Source organism: Streptomyces sp. NPDC001903, from assembly GCF_042891345.1.
Classification (GTDB): Bacteria; Actinomycetota; Actinomycetes; order Streptomycetales; family Streptomycetaceae; genus Streptomyces.
The window spans coordinates 23,634-41,021 of the sequence record NZ_JBIASZ010000024.1 but is presented as its reverse complement, the minus strand read 5'-3'; the positions used below and the strand labels follow the sequence as shown (position 1 = coordinate 41,021).

The window sequence follows — 17,388 nt, the reverse complement described above, 5'->3', positions numbered from 1 at the left end:
AGGCATCCTCCGGTGACGCCGGGTACAGTGCGGAGATCAGCAGACTTGTATGGTGAGGCCCCAGTGTTGACGCAGACCACCACCCGGGTCCTTGAGCCCAGTGATCTCGACGCCGCCCTCGAAGTCCTCGGACGCGAGCCGGTCGAGAACGCCTTCGTCACCTCCCGGGTCCAGGTCGCCGGCCTCGACCCGTGGCGGCTGGGCGGCGAGATGTGGGGCTACTACACCGACGGCCGGCTCCGCTCCCTGTGCTACGCGGGCGCCAACCTGGTCCCCGTCTGCGCCGACTCCGACGCCGTCCGCGCCTTCGCCGACCGGGCCCGCCGCACCGGCCGCCGCTGCTCCTCCATCGTCGGCCCCGCCGAGGCCACCCGGCTGCTGTGGCGGCTCCTGGAGCCCAGCTGGGGGCCGGCCCGCGACGTCCGCTCCCACCAGCCGCTCATGGTCACCGAGCAGTCGTCCACCGACGTGCGTCCCGATCCGCTCGTGCGCCGGATCCGCAAGGACGAGATGGACACGATCATGCCCGCCTGCGTGGCCATGTTCACCGAGGAGGTCGGCGTCTCGCCGATGGCGGGCGACGGCGGGCTGCTCTACCAGGCCCGGGTCGCCGAGCTGGTCGGCACCGGCCGCTCCTTCGCCCGCATCGAGGACGGCAAGGTCGTCTTCAAGGCGGAGATCGGCGCCGCGACCGCCCGCGCCTGCCAGATCCAGGGCGTGTGGGTGGACCCCGAGTTCCGTGGCCGCGGGCACTCGGAGACGGGGATGGCCGCGGTCGTCGAGTTCGCCCTGCGCGACGTCGCTCCCGTGGTCAGCCTCTACGTCAACGACTTCAACACCGCGGCCCGCGCCGCCTACCGCCGCGTCGGCTTCCGCGAGGTGGGCGCGTTCATGAGCGTGCTCTTCTGACGCGAGCCCCCGCGGTGTCCGGTACGTGCGGGGGCGTAGGGACGGGAGCGGAGGACGCCCAGTAAGGTCGCGGCATGCTGCCTACCCCCGAGGGCGACGGCCCCGACCGGCCCGCCGGACTCCGCATCGGCCCCCTCGACCTCGCCGACCGCGTGGACGAGGCCCTGCGCGTGCAGGCCGTGGCCTTCGGGCTCAGCGAGGAGGAGGTCGGCATCCGGCGCTACATCGTGCAGCGCCACATGACCTGCCGCGGGGCCCGCGCCCTCGGCGCCTTCACCGAGGACGGGGCCCTCGCCGGGTTCGTGTACGGAATGCCCAACGACCGGGCGTACTGGTGGTCCTCCGTCGTCGAGCCGTACCTGCGCTCCGAAGGCCTCGACGGGTGGCTCGACCGCTCCTTCGTGATCACCGAGCTGCACGTCCACCCCGGCTTCCAGGGCCGCGGCGTCGGCCGCACCCTCATCACCCGGCTCACCGACGCCGCCGAGGAGCCCCGCTCCATCCTCTCCGCCATCGACACCGAGAGCCCGGCCCGCGGGCTCTACCGGGCCCTCGGCTACACGGACCTGGCCCGCCAGGTGCACTTCCCGAGCGCCGGCCTCCCGTACGCCGTGATGGGCGCCCCGCTGCCGCTGCGCAGGCCCTGAAACGGTTTCCGGGGGGCCGGGCACCCCCGGTAGCCTCCCGGCATGTCATCGCAACACGTGCAGCGCATGTCCCGCCTCATGGCCAAGACCCTCCGCGAGGACCCGGCCGACGCGGAGACCCTCAGCCACCGCCTCCTCGTCCGCGCCGGATACGTCCGCCGCAGCTCCGCCGGCGTGTGGACCTGGCTGCCGCTCGGCAAGAAGGTCCTCGACAACGTCTCGCGCATCGTCCGCGAGGAGATGGACGCGATCGGGGCCCAGGAGGTGCTGCTCCCGGCGCTGCTGCCGAAGGAGCCGTACGAGGTCAGCGGGCGCTGGTCGGAGTACGGGGACCTGCTCTTCCGGCTCAAGGACCGCAAGGGCGCCGACTACCTGCTCGGCCCCACCCACGAGGAGATCTTCACCCTCGTGGTGAAGGACCAGTGCACGTCCTACAAGGACCTGCCGGTCATGCTCTACCAGATCCAGACCAAGTACCGGGACGAGGCCCGGCCGCGGTCCGGGGTGCTGCGGGGCCGCGAGTTCCAGATGAAGGACTCGTACTCCTTCGACGTGAGCGACGAGGGCCTCGCCGAGTCGTACGCCCTCCACCGGGCCGCGTACCAGCGGATCTTCGAGCGCCTCGGCCTGGACCACCGCATCGTGTCCGCGGTGTCGGGGGCGATGGGGGGCTCGGCGTCGGAGGAGTTCCTGGCACCCGCACCGGCCGGCGAGGACACCTTCGTGGACTGCCCGTCCTGCGACTACGCGGCGAACACCGAGGCCGTCACCTTCGCGCTGACCCCGGTCGACGCCGAGCACCCCGCGATCGAGGAGGTGGACACGCCCGACACCCCGACGATCGAGACCCTCGCCGCGCACCTCGGCGTGCCCGCGTCGGCGACGCTGAAGAACCTGCTGGTGAAGGTCGACGGCGAGATCACGGCCGTGGGCGTCCCCGGGGACCGGGAGGTGGACCTCGGCAAGCTCGGGGAGCATCTGGCCCCGGCGGTCGTGGAGTTGGTGACGGCCGAGGACTTCACCGACCGCCCCGACCTGGTACGCGGCTACGTGGGCCCGCAGGGCCTCGGCAAGGTCCGCTACCTCGCCGACCCCCGCGTCGCGCCCGGCACTTCCTGGGTGACCGGCGCCAACAAGGCGGACACGCACGCCCGCAACGTGGTCTGCGGGCGGGACTTCGAGGTGGACCGGTACCTCGACGTGGTCGTCGTCGAACCGGGCGACCCCTGCCCGCGCTGCGGCGCCGGGCTCCGGCTGGACCGGGCGATCGAGATCGGGCACATCTTCCAGCTGGGCCGCAAGTACGCCGACGCCTTCGGGCTGGACGTGCTCGGCCGCGAGGGCAAGCCGGTGCGGGTCACGATGGGCTCCTACGGCATCGGGGTCTCGCGGGCGGTGGCCGCGCTGGCCGAACAGACCGCGGACGAGCGGGGCCTGGCCTGGCCGGCGGCGGTGGCCCCGGCGGACGTCCACGTGGTGGCCGCGGGCAAGGCCGTACAACTGGGGCTCGCGGAGCAGGCGGCCGAGGCCCTGGCCGCGTCCGGGCTGCGGGTCCTGCTGGACGACCGCCCGGGCCTGTCCCCGGGCGTGAAGCTCACCGACGCGGAGCTGATCGGCGTCCCCTGGATCCTGGTGGCGGGCCGCCGCTCCGCGGACGAGGTGGTCGAACTCCAGCACCGCGCCACCGGCACCCGCGAGGAACTCCCCCTGGCGGAAGCCCTCGCCCGCCTGACGACGGCCTGATCCGCCCTCCCGGCGCCCGGCCCCGCCGTCAGTCCGCTTCCGGTTCGCCGGAGGCGGGGTCGACGCCGGGGTCGGGGTCGACCAGGGCGTCGGGGTCGGAGTCGACCCGGGCCTCGGGGTCCGGCCCGGTGAGCCGGGGCGGGGCGGAGTCCCCGGCGACCGCGGGCGGGGCCTGCGGCGCCGGCTCGGCCCCGCCCGGCGTCGGGGCCGCGCGCTCCAGGAAGCGCAGGAGCTCCACGGGGAAGGGCAGGACCAGCGTGGAGTTCTTCTCGGCGGCCACCGCCACCACCGTCTGCAGCAGCCGCAGTTGCAGCGCCGCCGGCTGCTCCGACATCACCGCTGCCGCCTCGGCCAGCTTCTTCGAGGCCTGCAGCTCCGCGTCCGCGTTGATGACGCGCGCCCGCCGCTCGCGGTCCGCCTCCGCCTGCCGCGCCATCGAGCGCTTCATCGTCTCCGGCAGCGAGACGTCCTTGATCTCGACCCGGTCGATCTGCACGCCCCAGCCCACCGCCGGACTGTCGATCATAAGCTCCAGCCCCTGGTTCAGCTGCTCACGGTTGGACAGCAGGTCGTCCAGGTCCGACTTGCCGATGATCGAGCGCAGCGAGGTCTGCGCCATCTGCGAGACCGCGAACCGGTAGTCCTCGACCTCGATGATCGCGTTCGCCGGGTCCACGACCTTGAAGTACACGACCGCGTCCACCCGCACCGTGACGTTGTCCCGCGTGATGCCCTCCTGTGCGGGCACCGGGAGCGTCACGATCTGCATGTTCACCTTCCGCATGCGGTCGATGAACGGGAGGATCATGGTGAAGCCCGGCCCCCGGATCCCCTCCCGCAGGCGGCCGAAGCGGAAGACCAGGCCCCGCTCGTACTGCCGCACCACCCGTGAGGCCACGCCCGCGTACGCCGCTATGCCCACGGCCGCGCCGATTCCCGCTGCCACCAGTTCCTGGACCATGACGGCCTCCCGCGAGGCACCGGCCGGAATCCACGAGGCACCCCGTATCTACGGTATGCCCTACAACCAGGCCGCGAATTCCAGCAGCAGCTCCGCCTCCCGGCGCCGTCCCGCGGCCAGCGCCCGGTTGCCGGACTCCACCGCGCGGAACAGCGTCCAGCCCCGCAGCCGGTCCCGGTCCAGCTCCAGCGAGTCGGCCAGCTTGTTCACCCGGCGGCGGGCGCCCGCCGCCCCCGCCGAGGAGGCGACCTGGTCCTCCAGCCGGTCCCTTACCAGCCGCGCCAGGTCGTACGCCCGGTCCCCGACCAGCGGATCGGGCCCCACCGCGAGCCACGGCGCGCGCTCGCCCGCGAGCACCTTGCCCTGCCGGAAGTTCCCGTGCAGCAGCAGTTCCTCGCCGGGCAGCGCGGTCAGCTCCTCGCGGACCGCGAGCGCCGCGGAGGCCAGCGCCCCGGTCTCCGCAGGGGCCTTGCGCAGCAGTTCCGCCTGCTGCGCCGTGCGCTCGGCCACCGTCTCGAACGGGTGCCGGTCCGGCGGGGCCACCCACAGCCTGCGCAGCGTCCCGCACGCCTCCAGCAGGGCCTTCGCCTCCGGGAGCGAGCGCAGCGAGACCTCGGGGTGGAGCCGCTCCAGCAGCAGCGCCCCGTCCTCCTCGTGGTGGCGGGTGTCGAGGACCCGTACGGCCCCGAAACCGCCCCAGTGCGCCAGCGCGGCCAGCTCCCGGTCGGGCCTGGCCTGCGGGGGAGCCAGCTTCAGCGCCGCCGGCGTCCCGTCGGCGTAGTGGACGAGGAGGACCAGACTGCTCCGGCCGCCGGGGGCCTGCACCCGCTGGACCCGCACCCCACGCCGGGCCGGCGCCTCCTCGGCGAGCCGGGCCAACTGCCCCAGCCAGTCCGCGTTCTGCGCCGAATCCGGCGTCTCGCCGAGCGCCCGTACAAGCCGCTGCGGCGGTTCGAAAGCCATGCGTGCGTGATCCCTTTCAGCTGGTCCGGGCTCGTTCTGCGCGTTCCGTGAGCCCAGGGAAGGCTACGCCGACCCCGCGCCAGCGTGCCGCGCGGACGGCCGCGGCGCTCAGCGCGTCGGCCGCCTCGCGGCGCAGCCGGCCGTCCGCGGCCCGCACCAGATCGGAGTAGGCGCCCGCCACCCGGTCCTCGATCTCGGCGGCCAGCCGCTCGGCGTCGGCCGGGGTGCGCACCTCGAAGGGCAGCGCGTACGCCGCCTCCGCGGGCCGGGGCGAGCCGCCCAGCTCGCGCACCGTCCTGGCCAGCGCGTCCCGGCGCGAGAGGTGGCCGCCGTACGCCTCACGGGCCTCCGCCGACCGGGCGGCGGCGGCCCGGGCGCCGATGACCCCGTAGCCGTAGGCGGCCGCGTGCTCGGCGGCGAGCGCGGCCTGCGCCGCCTCCAGGGCGCGGCTCGCGGAGGGGGGTGCGGGGGTCACGGCTTGTCTCCCTGGGGCGAGGTCAGCAGGTGGGCGTGTACGGCGCCGCAGGCGGCCACCGAGGCCAGCAGCCGCGCCAGCTCCCCGGGAGCCCCGGCGAGGGTGACCGTCCGGGCCTCGGCGAGGCCGCGCTCGGCGTCCGCGAGGGCGGTCAGGGCTTCCTCGGGCTTCGGCGGCACGGGCTCGGCGCTCGCCACGGGGGCGCCGGCCGCGGCGGACGAGGGCGAGGGGGACGGCGGCGCGGAACCCGCGGGCCTGCCGGTCGCGGCGTCCGCGGAGGCCAGCGCCGCCGCGTGCGCGGCGACCGCGGAGCGCAGCGGCGCGAGGCGGGCGGCCAGGGCCGGATGGGCGGCGGCCGTGGCGTCGTAACGTTCCAGCAGCCGCTCGCTCTCTCGAACGGCCGTCTCGCGCATCCGCCGTTCGAGTGGAACCCCGGTGTCGGCGTCCGGCGCGCCGGACCCGTCGGAACACCCGGTGAGCAGCGCGGCGCCGGCGACACCGGCGGCGCCGGCGAGCAGGCTCCTGCGAGAGGGCCGCGAAGGCGGAGTCCAGGGCACGGCGACGTCCTCGAAGGTGGTGGCGGGGCAGGTGTGATCACCGTACCCGGGGCCCCGTCCCCACGGTTGACGGCAACACCCTCCGCGACCGGATACCCTTTGACCTGACACGCGACGTAAACCACAACAGCACACGCGGCCGAGGAGTCACCCGGATGAGCACCACCCAGAGCGACAGGCTGCGCGGATTGCTGGAGCCGCTCGTCGCCGCCAAGGGCCTGGACCTCGAGGACATCGAGATGTCCAAGGCCGGCAAGCGCCGGATGCTGCGGATCATCGTGGACTCCGACGAGGGCGTGGAACTGGACGCGTGTGCCGAGCTGAGCCGCGAGGTCTCCGACAAGCTCGACGAATCCGATGTGATGGGCGAGGACGAGTACGTCCTCGAAGTGAGCTCGCCGGGCGCCGACCGCCCGCTGACCGAGCACCGTCACTACGTACGGGCGATCGACCGCCTCGTGAAGTTCCAGCTCGCCGAGGGCGGGGAACTGATCGCCCGCATCCTCGACGTGGACGACGAGGGAATGGACCTCGAGGTTCCGGGCGTGAAGGGCCGCAAGGCGACCGCCCGCCGCATTGCTTTCACCGACATCGCCAAGGCGCGGGTCGAGATCGAGTTCAACCGCAAGGACAAAAAGGAAGAGGAGGCGTAGCCGTGGACATCGACATGAGTGCCCTGCGGGGTCTGGTCCGGGAGAAGGAGATCTCCTTCGACCTGCTCGTCGAGGCGATCGAGTCGGCCCTCCTCATCGCGTACCACCGCACCGAGGGCAGCTTCCGGCGCGCGCGCGTGGAGCTGGACCGCACCAACGGCCACGTCGTGGTGTGGGCGACGGAGGACCCGCGGGACCTGGAGGAGGGGCAGGAGGCCAAGGAGTTCGACGACACCCCGTCGGACTTCGGCCGGATCGCCGCGACGACCGCCAAGCAGGTGATCCTGCAGCGTCTGCGCGACGCCGAGGACGACCTGACCTTCGGCGAGTTCGCCGGCCGCGAGGGCGACGTCATCACCGGTGTCGTCCAGCAGGGCAAGGACCCCAAGAACGTCCTCGTCGACATCGGCAAGCTGGAGGCCATCCTGCCGGTGCAGGAGCAGGTCCCCGGCGAGGAGTACACGCACGGCCTGCGCATCAAGGCGTACGTCGTACGGGTGGCGAAGGGTGTCCGCGGCCCGTCCGTGACCCTCTCGCGCACCCACCCCAACCTGGTGAAGAAGCTCTTCGCGCTGGAGGTCCCGGAGATCGCGGACGGCAGCGTCGAGATCTCGGCGATCGCCCGCGAGGCCGGCCACCGCACCAAGATCGCCGTGCGCTCCACCCGCTCGGGCCTCAACCCCAAGGGCGCCTGCATCGGCCCGATGGGCGCCCGCGTGCGCAATGTCATGGCCGAGCTGCACGGTGAGAAGATCGACATCGTGGACTGGTCGGACGACCCGGCGGAGATGGTCGCGAACGCGCTGTCACCCGCCCGGGTGAGCAAGGTCGAGGTCGTGGACTGGGACTCGCGCTCCGCCCGGGTGACCGTGCCCGACTACCAGCTGTCGCTGGCCATCGGCAAGGAGGGCCAGAACGCCCGCCTCGCCGCGCGGCTCACCGGCTGGCGCATCGACATCCGCCCCGACACCGAGGCGTCCCCGGACGCCGACCGGGCCCGGGGCGGGGAATAAATCCGGTACCGGTCGGAGCTGTCCGGCCGGTAGACAGGATCAAGACAGCAGATCTCGACAACATCCGTTCGATTTTTCGCCCGAAGGGGTGAGGTCGGTGCGGGGAGGTAGACTTAGGCGTGTCTGGCCGGACGCAAGCCCGCGCATGCCCCGAACGCACCTGTGTGGGGTGCCGGGAGCGAGCGGCCAAGAGCGATCTGCTGCGCATCGTGGCGATCGGGGACGAATGCGTCCCTGATCCAAGCGGTACGCTGCCCGGCCGGGGCGCCTACGTGCACCCTGCCGTGGTCTGTCTGGACAAGGCGGTCCGTCGCAGAGCGTTCCCCCGGGCCCTTCGGTCCCCGGGATCACTCGACACGACCGGACTGAGCAAAGCCGTGGCCGTCGTGGCCGAGGCGACACCGTAAGAAGTAGTACGGCACGGATACCCCGTGCGGTCAGGTACCTCGCGAGTTGGAAGTAGGTCGAGATTGCGATGAGCACTCGATGAGTACGCGATGAGTACGCCCATGAAGTAGCGACGGTCCGGCGTAACCCGGACCTAAAAGGAGCGAAGTGGCTAAGGTCCGGGTATACGAACTCGCCAAGGAGTTCGGAGTTGAGAGCAAGGTCGTCATGGCCAAGCTCCAGGAACTCGGTGAGTTCGTCCGTTCGGCGTCCTCGACGATCGAGGCGCCGGTTGTACGCAAGTTGACTGACGCACTGCAGGGGCCCGGCGGCAACGCCGGCAAGTCCGCTGCGAAGCCGGGCGCGCCCCGCAAGGCCGCGCCCGCCAAGCCCGGGGTTCCCACCCCGGGTGCCGTTGCACGTCCCGCTGCGCCGAAGCCCGGCGCACCGGCTCCCAAGCCGGCCGCTGCCGAGGCTCCGGCCGCAGCCGCCCCGGTGACCCCGGCCGCCTCCGGCCCGCGTCCCGGCCCGAAGGCCCCGGCCGCCCCGAAGCCCGCTCCGGCGGCTCCCGTGGCGACCGAGTTCTCCGCGCCTCCGGCGGCCCCGGCGCGCACCGAGCGTCCCGCCGGTCCCGGCGCGACCCCCGGCCCGCGTCCGGCGCAGCAGCGTCCCGCGGCCCAGGGCGGCCAGGCCGGCGCCCGTCCCGGCGCCCCGCGCCCGGCCGGCACCGCCCCCGGTCAGGGACAGCGTCCCTCCGGTCCCGGTTCCCAGGCCCCGCGTCCCCAGGGCGCCCGTCCGGCCGGTCCCCGTCCGGGCAACAACCCGTTCACCTCTGGTGGCTCCACCGGCATGGCGCGCCCGCAGGCGCCCCGTCCGGCCGGCGCTCCCCGTCCCGGTGCCCCCGGCGCCGGCGGCGGCCAGGGTGCTCCCCGCCCGCAGGGTGGTCCCGGTGGCGCTCCGCGTCCGCAGGGTCCCGGTGCGGGTCGTCCGACCCCGGGCGGCATGCCCCGTCCGCAGGGCGGCGCCCCGCGTCCCGGTGGTGCTCCCGGCGGTAACCGTCCGAACCCGGGCATGATGCCGCAGCGTCCCGCTGCCGGTGGTCCCGGTCCCCGTCCCGGCGGCGGCCCCGGTGGCCGTGGTCCCGGTGCCGGTGGCCCGCGTCCCGGTGGCGCCGGTCGTCCCGGCGGCGGCGGCTTCGCCGGCCGTCCGGCCGGTCCCGGCTCGCGTCCCGCGGGCGGCGGCGGCTTCGGCGGCCCGCGTCCGGGTGGCGGCGGCTTCGGCGGCGGCCCGGCCGGCGCCGGTGGCGGCGGTCGTCCCGGCTTCGGTGGCCGTCCCGGCGGTCCCGGTGCCCGTGGTGGCACGCAGGGTGCCTTCGGCCGTCCCGGCGGGCCCGCCCGTCGCGGTCGCAAGTCGAAGCGCCAGAGGCGCCAGGAGTACGAGGCCATGCAGGCCCCGTCGGTCGGCGGCGTGATGCTGCCCCGCGGCAACGGCGAGACCGTTCGCCTGTCGCGCGGTGCTTCGCTCACCGACTTCGCGGAGAAGATCAACGCCAACCCGGCGTCGCTGGTCGCGGTCATGATGAACCTCGGCGAGATGGTCACTGCCACGCAGTCCGTCTCCGACGAGACCCTCCAGCTCCTCGCGGGCGAGATGAACTACGAAGTTCAGATCGTCAGCCCGGAGGAGGAGGACCGCGAGCTCCTCGAGACCTTCGACATCGAGTTCGGCGAGGACGAGGGCGGCGAGGAATACCTCATGCCGCGTCCCCCGGTCGTCACCGTCATGGGTCACGTCGACCACGGTAAGACCCGACTGCTCGACGCCATCCGCAAGACGAACGTCGTCGCGGGCGAGGCCGGCGGCATCACCCAGCACATCGGTGCCTACCAGGTGGGCACCACCGTCAACGGTGAAGACCGCAAGATCACCTTCATCGACACCCCGGGTCACGAGGCGTTCACCGCCATGCGTGCCCGTGGTGCCAAGTCGACCGACATCGCGATCCTCGTGGTCGCGGCCAACGACGGCGTCATGCCGCAGACGATCGAGGCGCTCAACCACGCCAAGGCCGCCGGCGTCCCGATCGTCGTCGCGGTCAACAAGATCGACGTCGAGGGTGCCGACCCGGTCAAGGTGCGCGGTCAGCTCACCGAGTTCGGTCTGGTCGCCGAGGAGTACGGCGGCGACACGATGTTCGTCGACATCTCCGCCAAGCAGGGTCTGCACATCGACTCCCTGCTGGAGGCCGTCGTCCTCACCGCCGACGCCTCGCTCGACCTGCGCGCCAACCCGGAGCAGGACGCTCAGGGTATTGCGATCGAGTCCCACCTCGACCGCGGCCGCGGTGCCGTCGCCACCGTCCTCGTCCAGCGCGGAACGCTGCGGGTCGGCGACACGATGGTCGTGGGCGACGCCTACGGCCGCGTGCGCGCCATGCTCGACGACAAGGGCAACAACGTCGAGGAAGCGGGTCCGTCGACCCCCGTCCTGGTCCTGGGTCTCACCAACGTCCCCGGCGCCGGCGACAACTTCCTCGTCGTCGACGAGGACCGCACCGCCCGTCAGATCGCCGAGAAGCGTGCTGCGCGTGAGCGCAACGCCAACTTCGCCAAGCGCGTCCGCCGGGTGTCCCTGGAAGACCTCGACTCGGTCCTCAAGGCCGGTCTGGTCCAGGAACTCAACCTCATCATCAAGGGCGACGCGTCCGGTGCGGTCGAGGCCCTCGAGTCCTCGCTGCTCCAGCTCGACGTCGGCGAAGAGGTCGACATCCGCGTCCTGCACCGCGGTGTGGGTGCGGTCACCGAGTCCGACATCGCCCTGGCGATGGGCTCCGACGCCATCGTCATCGGTTACAACGTCCGTGCGGCCGGCCGTGCCGCGCAGATGGCGGACCGCGAGGGTGTCGACGTCCGCTACTACTCGGTGATCTACCAGGCCATCGAGGAGATCGAGGCGGCCCTCAAGGGTCTGCTCAAGCCGGAGTACGAAGAGGTCGAGCTCGGTACGGCGGAGGTCCGCGAGATCTTCCGCTCGTCCAAGCTGGGCAACATCGCGGGTGTCCTCATCCGCTCCGGCGAGGTCAAGCGCAACACCAAGGCGCGGCTCCTGCGCGATGGCAAGGTCATCGCCGAGAACCTCACCATCTCCGGTCTGCGCCGCTTCAAGGACGACGTCACCGAGATCCGCGAGGGCTTCGAGGGTGGTATCAACCTCGGTTCCTTCAACGACATCAAGATCGACGACGTCATCGCGACGTACGAGATGCGCGAGAAGCCCCGCGCGTAAGCGCGAGGCGGTTCGCACCGTGTCGTAAGCCCGGGGCCGGTCGGCGGAATATCCGTCGATCGGCCCCGGCCGTTGCGTGTACGGTTCTGGTGACCCTGCCGCGCGACGGCCGGCAGGCCACCGAACCCGCACCGGCGGGATATCCGGAACTGAATGTACGTGGGGACTCTGTCCTTCGACCTGCTCCTCGGCGACGTCCACTCGCTGAAGGAGAAACGCTCTGTCGTCCGGCCCATCGTCGCCGAGCTCCAACGCAAGTTCTCCGTGAGCGCGGCCGAAGTGGGCGACCAGGATCTGCACCGCAGGGCCCGTATCGGGGTCGCTCTGGTCAGTGGGGACGCGGGGTTCCTCTCGGATGTACTGGACCGCTGCGAGCGGCTGGTCGCGGCACGTCCGGAAGTGGAGCTGCTGTCGGTGAGACGGCGGCTGCACGGTGATGAAGACTGACTGCAAGACATAAGAAGGAGACGGACCAGTGGCCGACAATGCGCGGGCGAAGAAGCTGGCGGACCTCATCCGGGAGGTGGTGGCCGAGAAGCTGCAGCGCGGTGTCAAGGACCCCCGCCTCGGTACGCACGTGACCATCACGGACACCCGGGTCACCGGCGACCTGCGGGAGGCCACGGTCTTCTACACGGTCTACGGTGACGACGAGGACCGCGCCAGCGCGGCGGCGGGCCTCGAAAGCGCCAAGGGCGTACTGCGCTCCGCGGTCGGCCGGGCGGCGGGCACCAAGTTCACGCCCACCCTGACCTTCGTCGCGGACGCCCTCCCGGAGAACGCGAAGACCATCGAGGACCTCCTCGAGAAGGCGCGGACCTCCGACGCCCAGGTGCGGGAGGTGTCCTCCGGAGCGCAGTACGCCGGTGACGCCGACCCGTACAAGAAGCCGGGCGAGGACGCCGACGACGCCGAGGACGCAGCCTCCGAATGAGCAACAACGCAGGGAAGACGCCGGACGGGCTTGTCATCGTCGACAAGCCGTCCGGCTTCACTTCGCACGACGTGGTCGCCAAGATGCGCGGGATCGCCAAGACCCGCCGCGTCGGCCACGCCGGCACGCTCGACCCGATGGCGACGGGCGTCCTCGTCCTGGGCGTGGAGAAGGCCACCAAGCTCCTCGGCCACCTCGCGCTCACCGAGAAGGAATACCTCGGGACGATCCGCCTCGGCCAGAACACGCTGACGGACGACGCGGAGGGCGAGATCACTTCCTCCGCGGACGCCTCCGCGGTGACGCGGGAGGCCGTGGACAAGGGCATCGCCAAGCTGTCCGGCGAGATCATGCAGGTCCCGTCGAAGGTCAGCGCCATCAAGATCAAGGGCGTGCGCTCCTACAAGCGCGCCCGCGACGGCGAGGACTTCGAGATCCCGGCCCGCCCGGTGACCATCTCCTCGTTCCAGGTGTACGACATGCGCGAGGCCGAGGCCGAGGACGGCACCAAGGTCGTCGACCTCGTCGTCTCCGTCGTCTGCTCCAGCGGTACGTACATCCGCGCGCTCGCCCGCGACCTGGGCGCCGACCTCGGCGTCGGCGGGCACCTCACCGCGCTGCGGCGCACCCGGGTGGGCCCGTACAAGATCGACCGGGCGCGGACCCTGGACCAGCTCCAGGAGGAGCTGACCGTCATGCCGATCGGCGAGGCGGCGGCCGCGGCCTTCCCGCGCTGGGACCTCGACGCCCGGCGGGCCTCGCTGCTCGCCAACGGCGTGCGGATCGACATGCCGGACGCGTACCCCGCGGGGCGGACGGTGGCGGTCTACGGGCCGGAGGGCGTGCTGCTCGGACTCGTGGAGAGCAAGGGCGGCAAGGCGAAGTCGCTGGCGGTCTTCGCCTGATCCGGTGTGACGTGGAGCGGTGAGCGCACATCGTCTGCCGCTCACCGCTCCACGACCCCCCTCGGGTAGGTCTCTATCCAGCCGGGCCCTCGTATTCACCCGTCCGAGCAGGCGCGCGGAGTGACTGGAGGGAGCATTAGGGGGCGCTTTCGCCGCCCGTGCCCCCTCCCCGCCGGGGCGCCGCCCGCCCGAGATGACGGAGACCGGTCCCAGCCAGATGCCGATGCTGGCCCCCGGGCACGGACATGGCAGTCTTAGACCAGCAATCGGCAACCAGTACAAGGGCCTACACGGTTCGGGCGAGGAGCGGTCACAGTGCAGCGCTGGCGTGGCTTGGAGGACATCCCCCAGGACTGGGGACGCAGCGTCGTCACCATCGGCTCGTACGACGGTGTGCACCGGGGCCATCAGCTGATCATCGGGCGGGCGGTGGCCAAGGCCCGCGCGCTCGGGGTCCCTTCCGTCGTCGTCACCTTCAGCCCGCACCCGAGCGAGGTCGTGCGCCCCGGCAGCCACCCGCCGATCCTGGCCCCGTACGACCGCCGTGCCGAGCTGATGGCCGGGCTGGGCGTGGACGCGCTGCTGATCCTGCCGTTCACGGCGGAGTTCTCGCAGCTCTCCCCGGCCGACTTCATCGTGAAGGTGCTCGTCGACAAGCTGCACGCGCGGGCCGTCATCGAGGGCCCGAACTTCCGCTTCGGCCACCGTGCCGCCGGGAACGTCGACTTCCTGCGCGAGCTGGGCGCCACGTACGACTACGAGGTCGAGGTCGTGGACCTGGTCGAGCGCGGCGCGGCGGGCGGCGGCGTGCCGTTCTCCTCCACCCTGGCCCGCAGGCTGGTTGCCGAGGGCGACATGGACGGCGCGGCCGAGATCCTGGGCCGGCCGCACCGGGTCGAGGGCGTCGTCGTGCGCGGCGCCCAGCGCGGGCGCGAGCTCGGCTACCCGACGGCCAACGTCGAGACCGCCCCGCACACCGCGATCCCGGCCGACGGCGTCTACGCGGGCTGGCTCACGGCCAACGGCGAACGGATGCCGGCCGCGATCTCGGTCGGCACGAACCTGCAGTTCGACGCCACCGAGCGGACCGTCGAGGCGTACGCGATCGACCGGGTCGGCCTGGACCTGTACGGCCTGCACGTGACCGTGGACTTCCTCGCGTACGTGCGCGGCATGGCGAAGTTCGACTCGCTGGACGGACTGCTCGAAGCCATCGCGGACGATGTGAAGCGGGCGCGGACGCTGACCGAGTCGTACGACGAGGACCGCTGAGCCGGCTCGCGGGCGGCTGATCGCCCCGAAACCGCAAGGGCCCGTACCTCCTCCGGGAGGTACGGGCCCTTTTCGCTGCCGTCGTCCGGTCAGCCGAGGCGCGGGTCGCGCGGGGGCTGCTGGGGCTGCTGCGGGTGCTGGGGCGGCTGCTGCTGGGGCTGCCAGGGCTGGCCGGGCTGCGGGTAGGGCTGGGCGTACGGCTGCGGAGGCTGCTGGTACGGGGACGGGCCCTGGGGCTGGGGGTACGGCTGGCCCTGCGGCTGCGGCTGCGGCTGCGGCTGCTGCGGAGGCTGCTGGTACGCCTGGGGCTGCTGGGGCTGGGGCTGCTGAGGTGCTCCCCAGTGGCCCTGGGGGGCCTGCTGGGCGGCGCGGAGGAAGTCCTCGGCGACGAGGGCGGAGAGGTTGAAGTACGCCTCCCGGGTCTTCGGCCGCATCAGGTCGAGGTCGACCTCGGCACCGGCTGCGAGGTGCTCGTCGAAGGGCACCACGACGACGCCCCGGCAGCGGGTCTCGAAGTGCTGCACGATGTCTTCGATCTTGATCATCTTGCTGGTCTCGCGGACTCCCGAGATGACGGTGAGGGAGCGGGAGACCAGGTCGGCGTACCCGTGCGCGGAGAGCCAGTCGAGCGTGGTGCTCGCGCTGCTGGCGCCGTCCACCGACGGGGTGGAGATGATGATCAGCTGATCGGCCAGGTCCAGGACGCCGCGCATGGCGGAGTAGAGGAGCCCGGTGCCCGAGTCGGTGAGGATGATCGGGTACTGGCGGCCGAGCGTGTCGATGACGCGGCGGTAGTCCTCGTCGTTGAACGTCGTGGAGACGGCCGGGTCGACGTCGTTGGCGATGATCTCCAGCCCGGAGGGGGCCTGGGAGGTGAACCGCCGGATGTCCATGTACGAGTTCAGGTACGGGATCGCCTGGACCAGGTCCCGGATCGTGGCCCCGGTCTCGCGGCGGACGCGTCGGCCGAGGGTGCCGGCGTCCGGGTTCGCGTCGATGGCCAGGATCTTGTCCTGGCGCTCGGTGGCGAGGGTGGCGCCGAGGGCGGTGGTCGTCGTGGTCTTGCCGACGCCGCCCTTGAGGCTGATGACCGCGATGCGGTAGCAGGACATGACCGGGGTGCGGATCAGCTCCAGCTTGCGCAGGCGCTCCGCCTCGGCCGCCTTGCCGCCGAAGCGGAACCCGGAGCGCTGGGGCCGGGGCTTCTGCTTGCCGCGCAGCAGGCGGTCCGAGGACAGCTCGACGGCGGCGGTGTAGCCGAGGGGCGCGCCGCCGCCGGTGCCGGGGCCCGGCTGGTAGCGCGGGTCGTGAGGCTGCGGGCCCGGCTGGGGTCCGGTGGCCCACGGGGCGCCGGTACGGGGGTCGTACTGCGGCTGCGGCTGCGGCTGCTGGTGGTGCGGCGGTACGGGCGCGCCCTGCGCGGGCGGGAAGGCGTAGTCGCTCGCTTCGGCGGGCGGCTGGGGCTGGGGCATCGGCTGCGCCGGTGCGGGGGCCGGGGGGAAGCCGTACCCGTCCTGCGGCGCGGGCGCGGGCGCGGGTGCGGCGGGGCCGGGGTTCGGCGGGAACCCGTACCCCTGCTGGGGCGCGGGCGCGGCCGGGCCGGGGGCGGGCGGGAACCCGTACCCGTCCTGCGGCGCGGGCGCGGGCGCGGGCGCCGGACCCGGGGCGGGCGGGAACCCGTATCCGTCCTGGGGCGCAGCGGGGGAGGGGAACGCGGGCGGCAGGGCCGGGAGTTCGGCTCCGGGTCCCCCGAAGGGGGCTTCCACGAGCGGGTGAACCGCGTCCACGGGGCTGACGGGCGCCGGGGCCTCCGGCGCGGGGACGGCGTCCCGGGGCTCGTCGTCCGCGGCCGCAGCCGCAAGGGCAGCCTCCGGCGCGGGCTCGGGGCTCGCGAACGGGACGGGCGTCCCGTCGGGAGGGGTGTCCTGGCGCGCGGCGGGCGCGGGTGCCTCGAAGGAGGCCTTCACGAGCGGTCCGGGCGCGTCCGAGGGCGCGGGAGCCGGGGCCGGCAGCGCGGGCGCCTCGACCGGCGCCGGCAGGGCCGGGGGAGCGAAGGGGGCCGGGGCGGGCAGGGCGGGCGCCTCCGCCGCGGGAGCGCCGGCGCCGTCGGCCGGGACCGGCGGGACCGGGAAGGGCGCGGGCGGAGCCGTGTGGTCGGCGGGGGCCGGGAAGGCCGGGGGCGCAGCCGTGTCGCCCGGCGCCGGTGCCGGCACCTGGTACGGCGCGGGCGGGGCCGTGTGGTCGGCGGGGGCCGGGAACGGCGCGGGCGGGGCGGTGGCGTCCTCGGGTGCCGGGAGCGGCGTGGCCGGGGCCGGGAAGGGGGACGGCACGCCCGCGCCGTCCGACGGCGTGCGCGGGGCCGGCGGGGCGATCCGCATCGTCGGGGGCGAGGCCACGTCCGACGGACGGTGGGGTTCGAAACCGCTGCCCTCGGGGAGGCCCGGTACGGGAGTGGCCGGGGCCGCGCCCTGCGTGTACCAGGCGGGCGGGGTGTAGTCGATGGTGAACTCGCCCGTCACCTCGGGCTCCGCGTCGGACTGATCGTCCGTCGGGACGTCCCACGTCCCGCCGCGCCTCTCGTTCCGATCGCCGCTCACTGGTCCTCCTGGTCTGTCGAACACTGGTCCGGCGCCCACCTCGACGCCGCGCCCACGCTCAGCCTAATCGTGTGCGCCGACGCCGGT

At 73.1% G+C, this 17,388-nt stretch carries 16 protein-coding genes; 11 read left to right on the top strand and 5 right to left on the bottom strand.

Translation table 11 applies throughout. The features are described from left to right. Positions 1 to 66: 66 nt before the first annotated feature. The 3 genes from ACFYZS_RS35845 (at position 67) to ACFYZS_RS35835 (ending at position 3,299) form a co-directional block, all read left to right on the top strand. Positions 67 to 909 (top strand): GNAT family N-acetyltransferase, encoded by an 843-nt coding sequence (locus ACFYZS_RS35845; RefSeq protein ID WP_389022432.1) that lies wholly within the window; start codon positions 67 to 69, stop codon positions 907 to 909. A 74-nt stretch (positions 910 to 983) separates the two neighbouring features. Then, a complete protein-coding gene (locus tag ACFYZS_RS35840) occupies positions 984 to 1,556 on the top strand; it encodes a GNAT family N-acetyltransferase (protein WP_389022274.1) in 573 nt (190 codons plus the stop codon). 42 nt (positions 1,557 to 1,598) lie between these two features. Continuing rightward, a complete protein-coding gene (locus ACFYZS_RS35835) occupies positions 1,599 to 3,299 on the top strand; it encodes a proline--tRNA ligase (RefSeq protein ID WP_389022272.1) in 1,701 nt (566 codons plus the stop codon). A 28-nt stretch (positions 3,300 to 3,327) separates the two neighbouring features. Here the strand turns inward: ACFYZS_RS35835 and ACFYZS_RS35830 are convergent, their stop codons facing one another. Genes ACFYZS_RS35830 through ACFYZS_RS35815 form a run of 4 tightly spaced genes read right to left on the bottom strand, consistent with a single transcriptional unit; the run spans position 3,328 to position 6,255 of the window. Then, entirely contained in the window at positions 3,328 to 4,260 is a 933-nt protein-coding gene (locus tag ACFYZS_RS35830; RefSeq protein WP_389022269.1) for a slipin family protein, read from the bottom strand. A gap of 60 nt (positions 4,261 to 4,320) precedes the next feature. Then, complete coding sequence (locus ACFYZS_RS35825) at positions 4,321 to 5,223, bottom strand: aminoglycoside phosphotransferase family protein (RefSeq protein WP_389022266.1); 903 nt, start codon at positions 5,221 to 5,223, stop codon at positions 4,321 to 4,323. A 16-nt stretch (positions 5,224 to 5,239) separates the two neighbouring features. Then, a complete protein-coding gene (locus ACFYZS_RS35820) occupies positions 5,240 to 5,698 on the bottom strand; it encodes a ferritin-like domain-containing protein (protein ID WP_389022264.1) in 459 nt (152 codons plus the stop codon). Beyond that, a complete protein-coding gene (locus ACFYZS_RS35815) occupies positions 5,695 to 6,255 on the bottom strand; it encodes a hypothetical protein (protein ID WP_389022261.1) in 561 nt (186 codons plus the stop codon). The genes ACFYZS_RS35820 and ACFYZS_RS35815 overlap by 4 nt, the downstream gene beginning before the upstream one ends. A 155-nt stretch (positions 6,256 to 6,410) precedes the next feature. Between ACFYZS_RS35815 and rimP the strand changes: the two genes are divergently transcribed. The 8 genes from rimP to ACFYZS_RS35775 all read left to right on the top strand — a co-directional run bounded on the left by rimP (position 6,411) and on the right by ACFYZS_RS35775 (position 14,704). Continuing rightward, complete coding sequence (gene rimP / locus ACFYZS_RS35810) at positions 6,411 to 6,908, top strand: ribosome maturation factor RimP (RefSeq protein ID WP_030161476.1); 498 nt, start codon at positions 6,411 to 6,413, stop codon at positions 6,906 to 6,908. 2 nt (positions 6,909 to 6,910) lie between these two features. Next, entirely contained in the window at positions 6,911 to 7,921 is a 1,011-nt protein-coding gene (gene nusA / locus ACFYZS_RS35805; RefSeq protein WP_363178771.1) for a transcription termination factor NusA, read from the top strand. A gap of 119 nt (positions 7,922 to 8,040) precedes the next feature. Further along, positions 8,041 to 8,328, top strand: coding sequence for a YlxR family protein (locus tag ACFYZS_RS35800; protein WP_389022258.1), 288 nt, complete (start codon positions 8,041 to 8,043; stop codon positions 8,326 to 8,328). Between the two features lie 148 nt (positions 8,329 to 8,476). Then, a complete protein-coding gene (gene infB / locus ACFYZS_RS35795; protein ID WP_389022255.1) occupies positions 8,477 to 11,593 on the top strand; it encodes a translation initiation factor IF-2 in 3,117 nt (1,038 codons plus the stop codon). Between the two features lie 153 nt (positions 11,594 to 11,746). Then, complete coding sequence (locus tag ACFYZS_RS35790; RefSeq protein ID WP_030651158.1) at positions 11,747 to 12,040, top strand: DUF503 domain-containing protein; 294 nt, start codon at positions 11,747 to 11,749, stop codon at positions 12,038 to 12,040. A gap of 28 nt (positions 12,041 to 12,068) precedes the next feature. Beyond that, positions 12,069 to 12,527 carry a 30S ribosome-binding factor RbfA gene (gene rbfA / locus ACFYZS_RS35785; protein ID WP_385590252.1) on the top strand — a complete coding sequence of 153 codons (459 nt, stop codon included), beginning with the start codon at positions 12,069 to 12,071 and terminating at the stop codon, positions 12,525 to 12,527. Next, entirely contained in the window at positions 12,524 to 13,432 is a 909-nt protein-coding gene (gene truB, locus ACFYZS_RS35780) for a tRNA pseudouridine(55) synthase TruB (protein WP_389022252.1), read from the top strand. Before rbfA ends, truB begins: the two co-directional genes overlap by 4 nt. Positions 13,433 to 13,747: 315 nt before the next feature. Then, positions 13,748 to 14,704: a bifunctional riboflavin kinase/FAD synthetase gene (locus ACFYZS_RS35775; RefSeq protein WP_389022249.1), complete on the top strand. Its 957-nt coding sequence runs from the start codon at positions 13,748 to 13,750 to the stop codon at positions 14,702 to 14,704. Positions 14,705 to 14,793: 89 nt separating this feature from the next. Here ACFYZS_RS35775 and ACFYZS_RS35770 read toward each other — a convergent pair whose 3' ends face one another. Then, positions 14,794 to 17,301, bottom strand: coding sequence for an SCO5717 family growth-regulating ATPase (locus tag ACFYZS_RS35770; RefSeq protein ID WP_389022246.1), 2,508 nt, complete (start codon positions 17,299 to 17,301; stop codon positions 14,794 to 14,796). Positions 17,302 to 17,388 lie beyond the last annotated feature (87 nt).

What these genes read in the sequence shown, in the direction of transcription:
- ACFYZS_RS35840 (WP_389022274.1), top strand. Translation starts at nt 984, where the DNA reads ATGCTGCCTACCCCCGAGGGCGACGGCCCCGACCGGCCCGCCGGACTC.
- ACFYZS_RS35835 (WP_389022272.1), top strand. Translation starts at nt 1,599, where the DNA reads ATGTCATCGCAACACGTGCAGCGCATGTCCCGCCTCATGGCCAAGACC.
- ACFYZS_RS35830 (WP_389022269.1), bottom strand. Translation starts at nt 4,260, where the DNA reads ATGGTCCAGGAACTGGTGGCAGCGGGAATCGGCGCGGCCGTGGGCATA.
- ACFYZS_RS35825 (WP_389022266.1), bottom strand. Translation starts at nt 5,223, where the DNA reads ATGGCTTTCGAACCGCCGCAGCGGCTTGTACGGGCGCTCGGCGAGACG.
- rimP (WP_030161476.1), top strand. Translation starts at nt 6,411, where the DNA reads ATGAGCACCACCCAGAGCGACAGGCTGCGCGGATTGCTGGAGCCGCTC.
- ACFYZS_RS35790 (WP_030651158.1), top strand. Translation starts at nt 11,747, where the DNA reads ATGTACGTGGGGACTCTGTCCTTCGACCTGCTCCTCGGCGACGTCCAC.
- truB (WP_389022252.1), top strand. Translation starts at nt 12,524, where the DNA reads ATGAGCAACAACGCAGGGAAGACGCCGGACGGGCTTGTCATCGTCGAC.